Below are 17,025 nucleotides of genomic sequence, written 5' to 3'. Positions count from 1 at the left end.
CGCCCGGCCACGGGCCGGGCATGGCACCGCGGTGCCGAGCGGATTCGCACGAAAGGAACTCACCGTGACGACAGGACCGGACCAGAGAAGCTCGGGTCCCCTCGCGGACTTGGTGGTCATCGACCTCTCGACCACATTGCCGGGCGCGCAGGCGAGCCAGTTTCTGGCCGACTGCGGCGCGGACGTCATCATGGTCGACCCGCCCGGCGGCAGCGACCTGCGCGACCTCCCCGGCTGGCCAGGTCTGTTGCGCGGCAAACGCAGCGTCACGCTGGACGTTCGTGCCGGCGAGGATCTCGCCACGCTCAGGGCGCTGCTGAGCACCGCGGACGTCGTTATCACGACGATGCGGCCGGCCTCGGCCACCAGGATCGGGCTGACGCCGGAATCGTTGGCCGAGAAGTACCCGCGGCTGGTCTGGGCCTCGATCACCGGGTGGGGCAGTTCCGGCCCGTGGAAGGACTACAAGGGCTGGGAAGGTCTGGTGATGGCCAAGACCGGTGTCATGTTCGAGAAGCGTCAGCTGACCATCCGTCCGGGACCGGCCTTCGTCGCCGCTCCCTATGCCTCCTTCGGCGCATCGCAGGCCGCCGTCCACGGCATCCTGGCCGCGCTGATCGAGCGTATGTCGAGTGGCCGAGGGCAGGCCGTCGAATCCAACCTGGTGACCGGGATGGGCGCGATGGATCCGTACAACTGGTTCTACGAGATGGTCCTCGAGCGCTACCCCGACGCGTTCAGCCCGATGGATGTGGCCTACGATGATGCGGGACGCCCACAGGCGTACCTGATCTACGCGCTGCTGATCGCGGCCACCAAGGACGGTCGCTGGCTGCAGTTCGCGCAGACCGCGCCACGGTTGATGCAGGCATGGCTCGCCGAACTCGATCTGGTGAAGGAACTGGCCGATCCGAAATGGACCGGCTTCCCGATGTTGCCGACCCCCGGCCTCCGCACGGAGTTCTGGGAGATGATGCTCGACCGTGTCGGCGCGCGCACCTTCGAGGAATGGCAGCACGTCTTCGAAACCAATCACGACATCAGCGCCGAGGCCTTCCGCACGCCCGAGGAGGCCTTGGACCATCCGCAGGTCGTGGCGGAGGGACGAGTCATCACGGTCGACAACCCCGCGGTCGGGCCGGTGCGCCAGCCCTCCACTCTCATCCATACCGAAGGTAAGCCGTTGACCGTGCCGGGTCCGGCACCGCTGGCGGGCCAGCACGATGACGAGGTGCGGGCCGCCATCGCCGCACCCGCGGTGAATCGAGCTGTGGCAGTGTCGAATTCGTCCGAGGAGAGTGCCGCGCCGCAGGAATTGCCGTTGCACGGCGTGACGGTCCTCGAATTCGGCACCATGTTCGCCGGACCCTACGGTGCGACCCTGCTCGCCGACCTCGGCGCCAGGGTGATCAAGGTCGAACCGATCGGCGGCGACAATATCCGCAATCTGGTGGCCTTCCCCGAGGCTGGTGGGGCAAAGGTGTTGCAGGGTAAGGAAAGTGTCGCGGTAGATCTCACGACGCCCGACGGACTGGAGCTCGTCTACCAGCTGGTCCGGCGCAGTGACATTGTGCTGCAATGCTTCCGGGGCGCGGCCGCCGAGCGGGCACAGATCGACGAGACGACACTCAAGGCGATCAACCCGGACATTGTGTATCTGAGCACCCCCGGCTATGGCGTCGAGGGTCCGTACGCGGCCCGGCCCGCTTACGCGCCCTCGATCGGCGCGGCCACCGGACTGTCGGCATTGGACGGTCGCGACGCTGTGAACCCGCCCCGCGACCGAGACGCTCTGCGAGCCGGAGCGCGCACGCTGCATGCGGCCGGTGCGGTGCCGGCCGTGCAATCCGACGGCATCGCCGCATTGGGCGTCGCCTCGGCGATGTTGGTGGGCCTGTATGCCAAACGCAATGGCGTAGAACTGTCGAACATGGTGACCACCATGCTCGGCACCGTGCACCAAGCGCTGATCTCGTACAACACCAGCTATGCGGGGCGGCCGGAGATCGACGTTCCCGACGCGCAGTTCTACGGGCTGGGCGCGCTCTACCGGATGTACCAGGCCGCCGACGGCTGGGTCTTCCTGGCCGCGCCGCTGTCGAGCGAATGGGAGGCGCTGGTCAAGGCGCTGTCGCCCTATGCCGATCTGGCCTCGGATTCCCGCTTTTCCACCGTGCAGGATCGCCACACCAACGACGCCGCCCTCGCGGACGTGCTCGCGGACGTGTTCGCGGGCAAGGAAAAACAGCAGTGGGAGGACGAACTCACCGCCCTCGACGTCGGGTGTGTCGCGATCCTCGAGCGCAACTCCGAGTCGGCACTGCAGTCCGATCCGTTCTTCGAGGCCGGATACAGTGTCGAAGCGATCAGCCCGATCTTCGACGAACACCGTCGGCTGGCCCCGCTCACCCGTTTCTCGCGTTCGCGGACCAAGGCCGATGCGGGTTGCACCGTCGGCCAGCACACCCGGCCGGTGCTGCGTGAGATCGGGATCGGGGAGGAGCGGATCGACGAGTTGGTCGAGCTCGGAATCATCGCCTGCGACAACTGAATCGGTGAGGGCACACGGGCGCTCGCCGGCGCCCGCGGCTCACCACTGTGCCGGCTCCCGCGCGAATCACCCGCCCGGTGCCGGTCGGCTACCGAAGTACGACGAGGAGAGACTCCGATTGTCCGCCGCATCGACGCTCGCATCCAAGGTCACCGATCCGGCGTCGGTGCTGCCGGCCCAATTGCGTTCTCGCGCTGCATCGGAACCGAATCGGCCGTTTCTGCAGGAGGTGTCCGGCGCCCGTGCCACCTACGGCGAGACGTGGGAAGGGGTGCGCAACTGGGCCGAGTATCTGCGTGATCTCGGTGTGCGGCCCGGCGCCCGGGTGGCGACTCTGCTGCCGCCATCGATCGACGCGGCGATGATCTGGCTGGCGCTCGGTTGCCTGCGCGCGGTGGAGGTCCCGGTCAATCCCGAACTGAAGGGCGCCTTCCTCGAACATGTCCTCGACGACGCCGCGCCGATCCTGTGCCTGGCCCGGCCGGAATTCGTCGACCACCTCCGAAATGCCCGGCCGGCCTTGGTGGTTCGCGCGGTCGAGCGTGGTGCGTGGCAGACGCTGAGCACCGCCACCATGTCATTCGATGCACTGCCGATGCCGGCCGATATCGCGTGCGTGATCTACACCTCCGGTAGTACGGGACCCGCCAAGGGCGTGATGCTCGATTGGGCCCAGTTCGCCACCATGGCCGATCGAATCCCTCTGGGCCCGGACGACGTGACCTACAACTGCCATCCGATGTTCCATGTCACCGGGCGCAGCCCCCTGGTGTCGATGTGCGCGACCGGCGGCCGGGTCGTCTTCCGGGAACGGTTCTCGGCCAAGGCCGCCATGGACGACATCCGCGAATTCGGGTGCACCACAGCCACTCTGATCGCCTCACTCCTGCTCGCGCGGCCACCGCGCGCGGACGACGCCGGCAACCCGCTGCGGTCGGTGTTCGCGGGCCACAACGTCGCGCTCGCCGCGGAATTCGCGCAACGATTCGGCGTGAAATGCTATGACCTCTACGGCTCCACCGAGGTCGGTTTCCCCTTGGTGCTGAGCGAGCCACCCGATCTCGCGCACACGTGGTGCGGGCGGGTACGCGAGGGCTATCGGGCTCGAGTCGTCGACGAAAACGGACGAGCCGTAGCCGACGGCAAGCCCGGAGAGCTCTGGATTCGCCCCGACAACCGGCTCATGATCATGGTGGGTTATCTGAACCAACCGGAGGCGACCGAGCGCGCACTGGCGGGCGGCTGGTACCACACGGGCGACATCGTCATCAAGCACGTCGACGGCACCTTCGAATTTCTGCACCGGGCCGGTGACACCATTCGCCGGCTGGGCGAAAACATCTCGGCCACCGCCATCGAGGCGGTGATAGACGAGCATCCGGAAGTTGTCGCCAGCGCGGTACTCGGTGTACCTGATTCCGTTGCGGGACACGAGGTTCTGGTCGCCGCCGAGGTCGTGGAAAGTTCCGCTCTGAACGAACCGGCACTCTACGAGTGGATGACGAGCCGCCTACCCAAACACGCGCTGCCGAAATACCTCACCCTGACCGATGCTCTACGGCGCACGCCGACGAACAAGATTCTCAAGGCCGGCCTGCTCGACAGCATCGAGTTGAACTCCATATGGAGCCCGCCGGGACGACGAAGCTGACAGATCACACAGCCTGAATTTCATGGAAGGAGTGACCCGACACCGCTTCACCGTGCCGGAACGAACCCGCCGCGCATGCAGGTAGGGGCCTGCTGATGGGAGGCGGTCAGGTTGAACCGAATCCATTCGGAGACATCTTGGTTCGGCGCCGATACACGTTCCCGCGCCTGCCGAGCACCTGGTAGTACTCCCAGGTGTTTTTCGGCATCGGGTGCGGTGCAGGCGGCGATGCTCGGATCGCGGGCATCGGTCACGAACACGTGACGGGCCGACATCGATGCCCGTTTTCCGGCCGGGACTTCTGTGGACCTCAGGAAGACAGCACGTCCAGCGCGTTCTGGTACGTGGCGATCGGCCGGCCGACCTCGTCGGCGAGCGCGATGGCTTGCTTGATCATGTCCGTGTTGGTGTGGCCGACGGTGCGCAGCGGGTCTTCGAGGCCTATCCGCAGGTTCCCGCCGCGTTCGACCGCGTAGCGCGCGAGGTCCGTCTCGAGCAGCTCACCACCCATCAATGATACGGTCCAGGGCAGGTTTGCGCCCTCGAGCAGGCCGAGGTAGATGTCGAGTGCTTCCTTGGTCGGCGGCAAACCGAAGGTCGGGCCGGATTCCTTCGCGCCCCAGGCGGACCCACCGGCGAAGTAGAATTTCACAACTGTTCCGGGAACGAAACGCCCTGCCGCACCGAGGGATCGGACCCAATGGATGGCGCCGGGGTTGAAGATCCCCAGCGAACAGGGAACTCCGAATTCGTGTGAGAGTTCGGTCATCGCCGTGGCCTGGGCGAAGGTGGTGCCGCTGACGATCGAGCCGGTCATCAGGCCCGAATCGTCCGCCCGGCCGTGCTCGGTCACGCCGGGGTCGAAGGCGAACATCGTCATCCGGCCGGATTCCGCGAGCGGACGCAGATGCAGCATCTGTTCCTCGACCTTGTGTCCCGGCATATAAGCGGGGTACACCAGCGCCCCGGGATACTCGGCGAGGATCCCGCGGTTGACGTCGATGATCTGGGCGATCGCGTCGTCGATGGGCAACGAGAAGTCATGATGGCAATGCACGATGCCCGCGCCGGCGGACAGGCAGTTCCGGGCCTCTTCGACGATGCTGCTGGTGCTCAGTTCCTCGCCTCCGGCATTGGCGACGACGGGGGACATGGCGACCTCGATGACGAGGGGGCGCCCGGTGACATCGGTGGACATGATTCCTTCCTTCCCCGGACATTCAGTCCGGCGGTGCGGTGCGGCCTCCGAGAAGGTGGCCGCACCAGTGGTTGTGCTGACGGATCGCGACCATCGGATCGAGATCCGGTTGCTCCGACCATGCCTCCCACGACAGCCGGAAGGCGGCGACCACCGCGGCGCCGGCCATCCTGGCCGTCGCGGACCGTGCGCCGACACCGAGTGTGGCTGCGAGTGCCGACGCCCAGCGTTCCTCGCTGTGCAGCGTCTCCTGAAGCAGAACGGCATGCAGCGATTCGGAACCGGCAAGCACCACGTGCAGCCGGGCTGCCTCGCGGGGGTATTTGACCGGCCAGGACTGGGCCCACGCGTCTTCCACTGCCTGCTGGAGAGGGAGTCCGGGCTCGGCCGACGTGAAGATGTCGATAACGCGTTCCAGACCGCCGCGCAGGAACGGTCGTACCGCGTCCTCCTTGCGCGGGAAGTAGCGGTGGAACGTCCGCTCCGAGACGCCCGCGTTCGCCGCGAGTTCCGCCACTGAGAACGCGCTCGAACCCGACTCGATGAAGAGTTCGACGGTCGCCCGCGACGCGTCGGCCAAGCCGAGACCCTGTCGCCTCCCGTGCTGCACATCCATCGACGCCATTTCAACCCCGAATCTGCGTGAACTTGCGTGGCGTTGTCCGGGACCGAAGTCCGGAGTCGTTGTGTCTTACTATGCCACAATTGGCAGATTGTGACAATGCTGCCGCATGATCATCCGGCCGGTGATCGTCCGACCGGGGTCTCGCAGCGGTGGCGGGGGGCGAACTTTGCGACCCCGGTGGCCTCCTGGCCTCTACTCTTCGGATGCGCAACCCGACTACTGACATATGAAGGATAACTTAGTAAGCTTTGTCGATATCGGCGCGACTGCAGGAGGAATGGTGGATCTGAACGGTTTGACCACGGTCATCGCGGAGCTGAAGGAGCACGTGCTGACCATCACGCTCAACCGGCCGGATCGGTTGAACTCGTTCACCGACGCGATGCGCGCGGAGTTCAAGGCACTGTGGCGGTTCGCCGCCAACGAGGACGACGTGCACGCGATCGTGCTGCAGGCCAACGGTGATCGCGCATTCTGCACCGGTGTCGATGTGAAGGAAGGGACCTTCCTCGCCGACAACCCCTTCAGCCGGGAGGATCCCGGTGTCGATCTCTCACCCAAGCAGAATGGGTGCTGGAAGCCGCTGATCTGCGCGGTGCACGGCATGGTCGCCGGGGGAGCCCTGTATTGGCTCAACGAAGCCGACATCATCATTGCCGCCGACGATGCCGAGTTCTTCGACCCGCACGTCTCCTATGGCATGGTGGCGGCCCTCGAGCCGATCGGTCTCGCCCATCGAATCCCGATCGGGGAGGTGCTGCGCATGGTCCTGCTCGGACTCGACGAACGAATGTCGGCCCAGCGTGCGCTCGAGATCGGTTTCGTCACCGAGGTGCTGCCCCGGGGGCAGCTGCGCGATCGGGCGCAGGACCTCGCCGCGCGGATCGCCGCCAAGCCGCCGGCGGCGGTGCAGGGCAGCGTCCGGGCGATCTGGGAGTCTCGCGACACCGGCCGCTCGCACGCCCTCGCCACCGCCATGTCGTACACGATTATCGGCAATCCGATCGGGCAGGAGCAGGTCGTGCGTTCCGAGGTGCCTACCCGGAAGTACGAGGTTCGCTGACCACGGGGTCGCCCAGGCGCGTCCGCAGAAGGAGTAGCTGAGATGGACTATGGAATGAGCCCGGAGCTGGAACGGTTCCGGCTGGAGGTGCGGGAATTCGTCGAGGCCAACGCGCCCGCGATCCCGCCGAAGGCCGGTGTGCGCAGTGCCGAGAATCGGGCCGAGCACGCGCTGATCACCGAGTGGATCGGCAAGCTCTACGCTGCGGGGTACATGGGCGAGGACTGGCCGGAACAATATGGGGGACAAGGTAGTTCGTACTCGGCCGAGCGTGATGTGGTGGTGGGCGAGGAAATCGCCCGCGCGCAGGCTCCGCATTTCGCGGGTGCGGGCACGCTGGTCTCGTATGCTTTGATCGACTTCGGGACCGAGGAACAGCGTCAGCGCTATCTGCCCGGCATTCGCTCCGGCGCCGACACCTGGTGCCAGCTGTTCAGCGAACCCAGCTCCGGCAGTGACCTGGCGTCGTTGCGCACCAAGGCCGTTCGCACCGAGGGCGGTGGCTTCCGGGTCACCGGTCAGAAGGTGTGGACCACCAACGGCCACTGGGCCGACTACGGCTATCTGCTGGCCCGCACAGATCCGGGCGCGCCCAAGCACCAGGGCATCAGCGCCTTCATCGTCGATATGAGCCTGCCCGGCGTCGATGTGCGGCCGCTGCGCGAAATGACCGGGACATCGGACTTCAACGAGGTGTTCCTCGACAACGTCGAACTGCCTGCCGACGCCCTGATCGGTGAGCTCAATGCCGGTTGGGCCATTGCCAATTCGAGCCTTGGACACGAACGCAGTGGCGTCGCGACCAGCGTGGTGCGGTTGCGTGGGAATGTGGACGCGCTGGAAGATCTCGCGAAGCGAATCAACCGGGATGGGCGACCTGGCATTCAAGATGGGGCGGTCCAGGAGACACTCGGCAAATTCCGAGCCGAGGTCGAGGCGCTGTCGGCACTGGTCTACGCCAACATCAGCCGATGGTCGCGCGGCACCGAGCGGGTGCAGGATGCGCCCATGGCCAAGCTGATGTTCAGCGAACTGGGCGTGGACATTTCACGGTTCGCACTGGAACTGTGCGGCGAGGCGGGCATCCTGGTCGAAGGTGACCCGGCCGCCGTCGACCGCGGCCGCTGGCAGGACGAGTTCCTCTACGCCCGTGCGTACACGATCGCGGGCGGCAGTTCGGAAATCATGCGCAACATCATCGCCGAGCGCGGACTGAAATTGCCGCGCTGAGGCCGGATAGACACCGCTGTCGAGTGAAACCAGCCCCGGAGCGCATGCGCTCCGGGGCTGGTTTCCTGTGATTCGCGCCAGTTGGGGCTCGGCGAACGAGGCATCCGCACCGGCCGGTGGGGCGCGATGCGGATGTCTCGTATTCGATCGTGCTACTGGGTATCCGCGGTGTGGGCGCGGGCCAGGGCCAAACCCTCGTCGCGACTGGGGGCCTCGACGTCCCAGCGGCCACATGTGCAGTGGCACAGATACCTGCCGTCGGCGGGGAGGATGGACTGTGCGTCGCAGTAGCCCGAGGCGGCGGCCATGTCGGCGAAGAACTCCGTCGGCAGGTCGTAGAGAACGCTGTCTTCCATGAGGTGTTCTCGATTCTTTCGGAGGCGGCGGGCCGTCAGGCAGTCGCCGCGGCCGGCGCTACGGTGCCCGGGGCGGGCGGCAGCGGGGCGTCGGGGAACAGTTCCTGGAACGCGCCGAAGGTGATGCGGTCCCGCGTCTTCTGGTCGACGTTGTCGAACAGGTGGTGCAGGGTCTTCTGCGTGTGCCCGTAGGTGCCTTCCATGTGCGGGTAGTCGCTGCCCCACATGACGTTGTTGTAGCCCATCGCGGTCATCGCGTGGACGGCCGATTCGTCGTGCTGGAACGACGCGTACACCTGCGAGTAGATGATCTCCTTCGGCGAGCGGTTGAGCTTCGGGCGCACCACCTGCGAGTGCTGGCGATAGCCCTCCTCCATCCGGTCGGCGATGAACGGCACCCAGGTGGCACCGCCTTCGGAGACAAGGACTTTCAGGTTCGGATGCCGGTCGAGCGCACCGGAGGCGACCAGTTTCATCACCGCGCGCTGGCCGCCGAAGGTGGTCTCGGTGTAGTTCAGCACCGCGCCGCCGGGGCCCCGGTACATGACGCCGGCCGCGCCGCCGCTGGCCATATCGATCGGTTCGGTGCCGATGTGGAACGAGATGACCATGCCGATGTCCTCGGCGAGCGCCCAGAACGGCTCCCACGCGTCGTGGTTGTAGTCCTTCTGCTGAGGGTGGGGCGCCACGGTCAGGAATACGGCCTTGAATCCCATCTCGCCGCAGCGCTTCAACTCGGCACACGCGTCCTCGATGGACAGCGTCGAGACCTGCGCGGTGGGGAGCAGGCGCGGCGAGTAGTCCATGATGACCTCTTTGGCCCAGTCGTTGGAGGCCCGGGTCGCCTCCCGCAACACCTCGGGGGTGCGGAACGACGATGCCCACATGCCCAGCGACGGGAAAACCAGCTCCGACCAGATGCCCTCCTCGTCCAGGTCGGGCAGCCGCTTGGTCACGTCGCCGGAGCCGGGCGCACGGTGGCTCGCGGCGAAGAACTCCTCCTGCGAGATGGTGGGGAGCCGGCGGCGGAAGGCCTGGCCGTCGACGAATACCGTCTCCCACTTGCCATCCGGATCCTTCTCCGATCGGGGGACGAGCTCGGCGAGCCGCTTCGGCAGCCGGGTGCGCCACAGGTCCTCGGGCTCGAGGAAGTGCGAGTCCGCCGAGTTCGCCCACAGCTTGATTGTCATGTGATGCCTCCTGATCGCTCACCGTGAGGGTGAGACGGATTGTGCTGCCGATGCCGGGCGGGGTGGTCCCCGCGGGCCGGCCGCTGTGCTCCGGTGCCGGGAACGGCCAGACGAGCAGAATTAGTTTCTAGAATGACATTTTAAAATGTAAGGTGATTATCACCACCGAGGGTGGGAGAAGTCAAGGCGCAGATCTCGGGCTACGGAGGATCGATCGATGACGGAGACGAAGGGCCGCACCCGCGGCTGGACGAGTTCACCGGAAACCAAGGATCGGGTTCTCGACGCCGCCGCGGAGATCTTCGGCGAGCGCGGATTCACCGCCGTGACGATGGCGGATATCGTCGACAAGTCGGGAGTCAGCGTCGGCAGCATCTATCACCACTTCGGTGGCAAGGCTGAGGTGTTCCTGGCGATCTGGGCCGATCTGATCGAGCGGATCGACGGGCGGGTGCGCGAGGCGGTCGACAAAGCCCGCGCGGACGGCATCGACGATCCGATGCGACTGTACGGGGTGAGCACCCGAGCGTATCTGGAGCTGTTGTGGGAGAACCAATCTCGCGCGCGAGTCGTGGCCATGGGTGATACGCCGCCGGGCTTCGACGCGATCCGCCGGGGGCAGGCCCGCCGGGGCAGCGATCACGACATCGCGCTGCTGCGGCTGGGGTCGACGCGACGGGAGAAACTACTTCGCGATTTTCTGCTGGCGATGCGTGCGGAGTCGGCGCGCGTCGTGCTCAAGTGCCGCACCCGTGCCGAACTGAACGAGGCGATAGACACCGCGCTCGATTACATCGGGTGCCTGGATCCGGCGAAGTTCGGACTGGGTCCGGCGCGGGACCGGGCCCGGCCCGGGAGCTCATGAGTCGCCGCCGGAAAGCTGTCTGCCCGCATCGAATGACGCTGCGGGAGAGCTGAACCGGGCCCAGTGCGAGCTCAGGCGCCGACGAGTCGCCTGCGGTGCCAGCTGACCGAACCGTTCAGCAACTCGTCCACTTTGATCCGGCGGGTCAGCAGGTGCAGGTCGTGTTCCCAGGTGAAGCCGATCCCACCGTGCACCTGCAGTGCGAGAGAGGCGACGGTACTGGTCGCCTCGCCGGCGTAGGCTGCGGCAGCGGACACCGCGGTGGCGCGGCGAGCGGCGTCGGCCCCGTCGAGGGCGGCGGCGGCGGCCCACAGTGACGCCCGCGCCGCCTCGGTCCGCAGTGCCATATCGGCGCAGTGATGTTTGACGGCCTGGAACGAGCCGATCGGCTGGCCGAACTGGGTGCGCTGACCGGCGTACTCAACGGTCTGTTCCACCAGACGTTCGGCGGCGCCCAGCGCATCCATCTTCCGGTAGAAGGCGAGCGCGTCCGCCAGCGCGGGCACGGTGCCGGCCGGCACGGTTGTCCAGCGCTGTCCCGGAACTGTCACGTCGAGCTCGATGACTGACCAGGATCTGGTGAGGTCGAGCGTTTCCAGGGTGCGTACACCGGCGCCTGCGCTGTTCGCCGGCAGGTGGACGAGAACCTCCCTGCCGTCGGAAGTCGGTGCGGCAACCAGGAATCCGGTGGCATCGAGCAGTGCTGTCGCCGGCGCTGTGGTGCCGGTGATCCGCAGTTCCGTGCCGCTGATCTCCACGGTGAGCGGGGCTCCGTCGACCGAGGCCAGGGCCAGGGGGACCGACTCCTTCCCATCGGCATTCGCGGTGGCGAGAGTATGCAGCGGATGGTCGAGCGTGTCGAGTGCGGCGGTGGCCAGCGCCAGTTCGGCGAGCGGCACGGCGCTGGCGGCCCGTCCGTGCTCTTCGACCAGGACTGCCAGGTCGACGTGGGTCCCACCCGTCTCGGCGGTGAGCAGGCCGACCAGTCCCGACTCCACGACGTGTCGCGCGGCGAGATCGGGAACTCGCGCCGGACCGTCATCGATGCTCGGCCGCCGCGCGGCGATGGGGTCGTTCTTGACCAGCCACGCGCGCTCGCCGGCGGCCAGGTCTTCCTGTTCGGCGCTCAGTGCGAAATCCACGGCGTTCCTCCCTTGAAAGCCTACTGAATGTTGACCTAGTTAACCATGTCAGCTATCTTCTGAATAGAGCATACGACAGCCGGATTTCCGGCTCGCGTGATCATGGCGATCGATACGGCCGGGCCGCCGGAGCACGGTGTCCCGACTCGGTGGCCCGCTACCGCAAGAGTGGGAGGAAACAATGACGAGCATCAGAGGCGCGTTGGCGCGGCTATGGGAGGCCGACGACGACGCCCCCATGATCCAGCAGGGTGACACCTGGTTCACCTGGGGAGAGGTGCGGGTACTTGCGGAGACCCTGGACGCCGAACTGGCCGCGGCCGGATGCAACGGCGGTAGCCGGATCGGTGTGGTGCTCGACAATCGGATGGAGTCGATCGCGGCGCTCATCGCCATCCTCGGCAAAGGGCGCACGGTCATCACGCTCAACCCCATGCAGCCGGTGGCGCGCCTGAGTGCCGATATGCGCGAGGCGCATCCGCGCGCCGTGCTGGCGTCGGAGTCCATGTGGAATGAGTCGCTGTTCCGGGCCGCAGCCGAAGAAGGCGCCATGATCGGATTCTCCGTCGACGGCCCGCGGGTCGCCGCCACCACCGGGGCGAGCGCCGCCACGCCGCCGGAGACAGACGGTGTGACCGGCGATGCGGTAGGCGTGGAGATGTTCACCTCCGGCACCACCGGCCCACCCAAGCGGATCCCGCTGACCTGGCGTCAGCTCGAAGCCGCACTTACCGCCGTGCACGGACATACCGGGGCGGCCGGACCGCCCGACCGCAAGCTGCTCACCGGTCGCGTCGCGCTGGTGACGCTCCCGATCGTGCACATCGGCGGTTTGTGGGGAGTGCTGCAGAACCTTGCCGAGGCTCGGCCCTTCGTCATGCTCCCACGCTTCACCGTGGAGGGTTGGTGCGCGGCGGTCAAGGAACACCAGCCGAAGGTAGCCGGCTTACCGCCGGCCGCGATGCGTGCGGTGATCAACGCCGACGTTCCGGTCGAGGACCTGGCCAGCCTGCGTGCCATCACGGCGGGTACGACGTTCGTCAATCCGGATCTGGCCGACGAATTCACCGCGAAATACGGCATCCCGGTGCTGATCATGTACGGCGCCACCGAGTTCTCCGGCGCGATCGCCGGATGGACCAAACCCATGCACGCCCAGTGGTGGACCAAGAAGCGTGGCAGCGTCGGGCGGGAAATGCCGGGTGTGAAACTGCGGGCTGTCGCCGAGGACGGCACGGTCCTGCCTCTCGGTGAGTCGGGACGCCTCGAGGTCAGCTCCAGCCAGACCGGCAACGGCAAACACGAGTGGGTCCGCACCTCGGATCTGGGCCATCTCGACGAGGACGGCTTCGTCTACATCGATGGCCGCGCGGACGACGCGATCATCCGCGGCGGGTTCAAGGTTCACCCCGAGACCGTGGCCGACGCGCTGCGTGCGCACGAGGCGATCGCCGACGCCACGGTCTACGGCCGCGATGACGAGCGGCTCGGAAAGGTGCCCGTGGCGGTCGTCGAACTACGCGACGGCGCTGCCGAGGTCGCCGAGGACGAATTGAAAACCTTCTGCCGTGACCGGCTCACCGCCTACGAAATCCCGGTGCGGATCTACACGGTAGCCGAGTTGCCGAGAAGTGTGTCGTTGAAGGTGGATCGGCGTCGCCTGCTCGAAATGATTTCGGAGATAGACGAATCCGCGGCGGCTCCCGCGGTCGCCTCGGGAAGGTAGACAACGATGCAACGAGAAATCTTCGACAGCGAACACGACCAATACCGCGAAACCGTTCGAGAGTTCTTGGCTCGCTACGCGACTCCGCATCAGGAGCAGTGGGAAAAAGACGGGATCATCGACAAGCAGCTCTATGTCGAGGCCGCCAAATTCGGGTTGATCGGCTTCTCGGTCCCCGAGGAATTCGGCGGCGGCGGGATGTCGGGCGACTTTCGCTACAACGCCATCGTCGCAGAGGAAGTGGCCCGGGCATCCTCCGGTGGTCCGGCATTCACCCTGCAAAACGACGTGCTCGCCCCCTACATGCTCGAACTGACCAATGATGAGCAGAAGGCGCGATGGCTACCGGCGTTCGCGAGCGGGGAACTCGTCGTGGCGGTGGCGATGACCGAACCTGGCGCGGGCAGCGACCTGCAGGGTATTCGGACCTCGGCGCACAAGGACGGCGACGACTGGGTGCTGACCGGAGCGAAGACCTTCATCTCCTCCGGTATCCACGCCGACCTCGTCATCGTGGTCGCCCGCACCGACTCGGACGCGAAGGCGAGCGCTGCGTTCACGCTGCTGGGTGTCGAGCGTGGGATGGCCGGATTCACCCGCGGCCGCAATCTCGAGAAACTGGGCATGCACTCCCAGGACACCGCGGAACTGAACTTCGATCAGGTGCGGGTCCCGTCCGCGAACGTGATCGGCGAGGTCGGCAAGGGCTTCCTGCACCTGATGCGCAACCTGCCGATGGAACGGCTGTCCATCGCCGTGACAGCCGTCGCCTCCTGCCGTTCGCTGCTGGATACGACCCTTGAATATGTCAAGTCCCGCAAAGCTTTCGGAACGCCGATCGGCTCGTTCCAGGCCAACAAGTTCGAGCTGGCGACCCTCGAGACAGAGGTCGATCTCGCGCAGGTCTATGTCGATCGGTGTATCACCGCGCTGAACGCGGGCACTCTCGACGGCGCCGACGCAGCCAAGGCCAAATGGTGGACCACCGAACTGCAGCAACGACTCATCTACACCTGCCAGCAGATGCACGGCGGCTACGGCTACATGATGGAATACCCGATCGCCAAGGCCTATGCCGATGCCCGGATCCAGACGATCTACGGCGGCTCGACTCAGATCATGAAGGAAATCATCGGGCGCTCGCTCGGACTGTAGAAAGGAAAACCCTATGGGTGCAGTAATTGTCGAGGCCGTCCGGACCCCGGTCGGCAAGCGCAACGGTGGTCTTTCCGGAATTCATCCCGTCGACCTGTCAGCCCTGGTACTGCAGGAACTGGTGAAGCGCGCGGGTATCGAACCCGAGCTGGTCGAGGACGTCATCTGGGGCTGCGTCGGGCAGGTCGGCGAGCAGACCCACGACATCGCGCGCAATGCGGTGCTCGCCGCGGGCTGGCCGGAGTCGGTTCCGGGTGTGACCGTCGACCGTCAGTGCGGATCGTCGCAACAGTCGCTGAACTTCGCCGTGGCCGGCGTGCTCGCCGGTCATTACGAAGCCGTGGTCGCCGGTGGTGTCGAGTCGATGTCGCGGGTGCCGATGGGTGCGGCGGTAGCCGGTGGTGGCAGTCCGCTCAGCCCCAAGTTCACCGAGCGCTACAACGCCTCGCCCAACCAGGGTGTCGGCGCCGAGATCATGGCCGAGAAGTGGGCGCTGTCGCGCACCGAGGTGGACGCGTTCTCGGCCCGCTCGCACGAACGTGCCGCGGCCGCGCAGGACGCCGGTCTGTTCGACGCGCAGATCGTGCCGGTCACCCTGCCCGACGGGACCGTCGTCTCGAAGGATGAGGGCATTCGCCGGGGAACCACCGTCGAGAAGCTGGCCGGCCTGAAGCCGGTCTTCAAGTCCGACGGTGTCATTCACGCGGGCAACGCCTCACAGATCTCCGACGGCGCCGCAGCCCTGCTGATCGTCAGCGACGAATTCGCGAGCAAGCACGGACTGACCCCGATCGCCCGCGTGCACACCGCGGTCGTCGCGGGCGCCGATCCGGTGATGATGCTCGGGGCCCCGATCCCCGCCACGGAAAAGGCGCTGGAACGCTCCGGCCTGTCGGTCGACGATATCGGTGTCTTCGAGGTCAACGAGGCGTTCGCGCCGGTGCCGATGGCGTGGCAGAAGGAGATCGGCGCGCCGGACGAGAAACTGAACCCCAACGGTGGCGCCATCGCCCTGGGCCACCCGCTCGGCGGTTCGGGTGCCCGCATCCTGACCGACATGATCTTCCATATGCGCCGCAACGACATTCGCTACGGCCTGCAGACCATGTGCGAGGGCGGCGGCCAGGCCAACGCGACGATTCTCGAGCTGGTGAAGTGATGACGGCGGCAACCGAGACCGGCGCCCTGGTCGAGCGCAAGGGCAACGTCCTGCTGATCACCATCAATCGACCCGAGGCGCGAAACGCGGTCAACGCCGCGGTGAGCGAGGCCGTCGGCGGCGCGCTGGTCGAGGCGGAACACGATCCGGAGATCCGGGTGGTCGTGATCACCGGCGCGGGCGACAAATCCTTCTGCGCGGGAGCGGATCTCAAGGCCATCTCGCGAGGCGAAGGTCTGTTCGCGCCCGGCAACGAGCACTGGGGCTTCGCCGGCTTCGTCCGGCACGTCATCAGTAAACCGACCATCGCCGCGGTCAACGGAACCGCACTCGGCGGTGGCACCGAACTGGCTCTCGCCGCCGACCTCATCGTCGCGGCGGAGGGCGCCAGCTTCGGACTCCCGGAGGTCAAGCGCGGTCTGATCGCGGGTGCGGGTGGCGTGTTCCGGCTGCCGGCGCAGATCCCCCAGCGACTGGCCATGGAGATGATCCTCACCGGCGACCCGATCCCGGCGGCCACCGCTCGCGAGTACGGCCTGATCAATCAGGTCGTCCCCGACGGCACCGTGGTCGAGGCCGCGCTCGCGCTGGCCGAACGGATCGCGGTCAACGCTCCGCTGTCGGTGCAGGCCAGCAAACGGATCGCGCTCGGCATCCGGGCCAATGACCGGCCCGCCGAGAACGACCGGTGGAGTCATTCCGAGGTCGAATGGCAGAGCTTGATGAGCAGCGAGGACGCGAAGGAAGGTCCGCTGGCCTTCGCTGAGAAGCGCGCCCCGGTGTGGAAGGCGCGGTAACCGCCGCGAGACTACGGTAGTTGTCGAAGGCACTGTGCGCCAATGTGATTCGATCATCAGCGCCGAGCGGGGAGTCCGTCCCTACGGTAGTGGGGCGGACTCCCCGCGTATGCGGACTTCGGTACGTCATCAGCCCGCAAGCAGGTGATGGCACCAGGCCACGGGTCAGTCTGTTACCGGGGATGCGGCCGGGCGTTGATCCGCGAGAGTGACGATCCCGTAGTGGTCGAGCGGGCGGCGGAGGAGCCGCTGTCGTCCGCGCGGCATCCGGTGACCGGTCGGGCCGAGGGTGGGCGGCGGATGGCGGAATTGTCCTG

The 17,025-nt window shown here is 66.5% G+C and carries 14 protein-coding genes; 9 read left to right on the top strand and 5 right to left on the bottom strand.

Annotated features, from left to right (window positions below):
- Positions 1-64 precede the first annotated feature (64 nt).
- Positions 65-2,551 (top strand): CaiB/BaiF CoA-transferase family protein, encoded by a 2,487-nt coding sequence (locus A5780_RS20530; protein ID WP_231983027.1) that lies wholly within the window; start codon positions 65-67, stop codon positions 2,549-2,551.
- A gap of 118 nt (positions 2,552-2,669) precedes the next feature.
- Positions 2,670-4,202 (top strand): AMP-binding protein, encoded by a 1,533-nt coding sequence (locus A5780_RS20525; protein WP_064909292.1) that lies wholly within the window; start codon positions 2,670-2,672, stop codon positions 4,200-4,202.
- A gap of 310 nt (positions 4,203-4,512) precedes the next feature.
- Here A5780_RS20525 and A5780_RS20515 read toward each other — a convergent pair whose 3' ends face one another.
- Together A5780_RS20515 and A5780_RS20510 are read right to left on the bottom strand one after the other, a co-directional pair.
- Positions 4,513-5,400 (bottom strand): 3-keto-5-aminohexanoate cleavage protein, encoded by an 888-nt coding sequence (locus A5780_RS20515; RefSeq protein WP_064909290.1) that lies wholly within the window; start codon positions 5,398-5,400, stop codon positions 4,513-4,515.
- Positions 5,401-5,422: 22 nt separating this feature from the next.
- Positions 5,423-6,016: a TetR family transcriptional regulator gene (locus A5780_RS20510; RefSeq protein ID WP_197521816.1), complete on the bottom strand. Its 594-nt coding sequence runs from the start codon at positions 6,014-6,016 to the stop codon at positions 5,423-5,425.
- 286 nt (positions 6,017-6,302) lie between these two features.
- Between A5780_RS20510 and A5780_RS20505 the strand changes: the two genes are divergently transcribed.
- Both A5780_RS20505 and A5780_RS20500 read left to right on the top strand, forming a co-directional pair.
- A complete protein-coding gene (locus tag A5780_RS20505; RefSeq protein WP_104363342.1) occupies positions 6,303-7,088 on the top strand; it encodes an enoyl-CoA hydratase/isomerase family protein in 786 nt (261 codons plus the stop codon).
- A 42-nt stretch (positions 7,089-7,130) separates the two neighbouring features.
- A complete protein-coding gene (locus A5780_RS20500) occupies positions 7,131-8,318 on the top strand; it encodes an acyl-CoA dehydrogenase family protein (RefSeq protein ID WP_064909288.1) in 1,188 nt (395 codons plus the stop codon).
- Between the two features lie 152 nt (positions 8,319-8,470).
- On the opposite strand, the gene A5780_RS20495 is transcribed toward A5780_RS20500, so the two are convergent.
- Both A5780_RS20495 and A5780_RS20490 read right to left on the bottom strand, forming a co-directional pair.
- Positions 8,471-8,674, bottom strand: coding sequence for a hypothetical protein (locus A5780_RS20495; protein ID WP_064909287.1), 204 nt, complete (start codon positions 8,672-8,674; stop codon positions 8,471-8,473).
- A 35-nt stretch (positions 8,675-8,709) separates the two neighbouring features.
- On the bottom strand, positions 8,710-9,864 hold the full coding sequence (locus tag A5780_RS20490) for an amidohydrolase family protein (protein ID WP_063009532.1): 1,155 nt from the start codon (positions 9,862-9,864) through the stop codon (positions 8,710-8,712).
- Between the two features lie 217 nt (positions 9,865-10,081).
- On the opposite strand from A5780_RS20490, the gene A5780_RS20485 reads away from it, so the two are divergent.
- On the top strand, positions 10,082-10,729 hold the full coding sequence (locus A5780_RS20485; RefSeq protein ID WP_064909286.1) for a TetR/AcrR family transcriptional regulator: 648 nt from the start codon (positions 10,082-10,084) through the stop codon (positions 10,727-10,729).
- 71 nt (positions 10,730-10,800) lie between these two features.
- Here the strand turns inward: A5780_RS20485 and A5780_RS20480 are convergent, their stop codons facing one another.
- Entirely contained in the window at positions 10,801-11,871 is a 1,071-nt protein-coding gene (locus A5780_RS20480; protein ID WP_064909285.1) for an acyl-CoA dehydrogenase family protein, read from the bottom strand.
- Positions 11,872-12,052: 181 nt separating this feature from the next.
- On the opposite strand from A5780_RS20480, the gene A5780_RS20475 reads away from it, so the two are divergent.
- The 4 genes from A5780_RS20475 to A5780_RS20460 are packed head-to-tail and all read left to right on the top strand — an operon-like array spanning position 12,053 to position 16,708.
- Complete coding sequence (locus A5780_RS20475) at positions 12,053-13,597, top strand: class I adenylate-forming enzyme family protein (protein ID WP_064909284.1); 1,545 nt, start codon at positions 12,053-12,055, stop codon at positions 13,595-13,597.
- 6 nt (positions 13,598-13,603) lie between these two features.
- Positions 13,604-14,752: an acyl-CoA dehydrogenase family protein gene (locus A5780_RS20470; RefSeq protein ID WP_064909283.1), complete on the top strand. Its 1,149-nt coding sequence runs from the start codon at positions 13,604-13,606 to the stop codon at positions 14,750-14,752.
- 13 nt (positions 14,753-14,765) lie between these two features.
- Entirely contained in the window at positions 14,766-15,911 is a 1,146-nt protein-coding gene (locus A5780_RS20465) for a thiolase family protein (RefSeq protein WP_063009523.1), read from the top strand.
- Positions 15,911-16,708 (top strand): crotonase/enoyl-CoA hydratase family protein, encoded by a 798-nt coding sequence (locus tag A5780_RS20460; RefSeq protein ID WP_064909282.1) that lies wholly within the window; start codon positions 15,911-15,913, stop codon positions 16,706-16,708. The genes A5780_RS20465 and A5780_RS20460 overlap by 1 nt, the downstream gene beginning before the upstream one ends.
- Positions 16,709-17,025: the final 317 nt, after the last annotated feature.

This window comes from Nocardia sp. 852002-20019_SCH5090214 (assembly GCF_001665865.1).
Classification (GTDB): domain Bacteria; phylum Actinomycetota; class Actinomycetes; order Mycobacteriales; family Mycobacteriaceae; genus Nocardia; species Nocardia nova.
This window is presented reverse-complemented; position numbering and strand designations above follow the sequence as displayed.

What these genes read in the sequence shown, in the direction of transcription:
- A5780_RS20515 (WP_064909290.1), bottom strand. Translation starts at nt 5,400, where the DNA reads ATGTCCACCGATGTCACCGGGCGCCCCCTCGTCATCGAGGTCGCCATG.
- A5780_RS20510 (WP_197521816.1), bottom strand. Translation starts at nt 6,016, where the DNA reads ATGGATGTGCAGCACGGGAGGCGACAGGGTCTCGGCTTGGCCGACGCG.
- A5780_RS20505 (WP_104363342.1), top strand. Translation starts at nt 6,303, where the DNA reads ATGGTGGATCTGAACGGTTTGACCACGGTCATCGCGGAGCTGAAGGAG.
- A5780_RS20500 (WP_064909288.1), top strand. Translation starts at nt 7,131, where the DNA reads ATGGACTATGGAATGAGCCCGGAGCTGGAACGGTTCCGGCTGGAGGTG.
- A5780_RS20495 (WP_064909287.1), bottom strand. Translation starts at nt 8,674, where the DNA reads ATGGAAGACAGCGTTCTCTACGACCTGCCGACGGAGTTCTTCGCCGAC.
- A5780_RS20490 (WP_063009532.1), bottom strand. Translation starts at nt 9,864, where the DNA reads ATGACAATCAAGCTGTGGGCGAACTCGGCGGACTCGCACTTCCTCGAG.
- A5780_RS20485 (WP_064909286.1), top strand. Translation starts at nt 10,082, where the DNA reads ATGACGGAGACGAAGGGCCGCACCCGCGGCTGGACGAGTTCACCGGAA.
- A5780_RS20475 (WP_064909284.1), top strand. Translation starts at nt 12,053, where the DNA reads ATGACGAGCATCAGAGGCGCGTTGGCGCGGCTATGGGAGGCCGACGAC.
- A5780_RS20470 (WP_064909283.1), top strand. Translation starts at nt 13,604, where the DNA reads ATGCAACGAGAAATCTTCGACAGCGAACACGACCAATACCGCGAAACC.
- A5780_RS20465 (WP_063009523.1), top strand. Translation starts at nt 14,766, where the DNA reads ATGGGTGCAGTAATTGTCGAGGCCGTCCGGACCCCGGTCGGCAAGCGC.
- A5780_RS20460 (WP_064909282.1), top strand. Translation starts at nt 15,911, where the DNA reads ATGACGGCGGCAACCGAGACCGGCGCCCTGGTCGAGCGCAAGGGCAAC.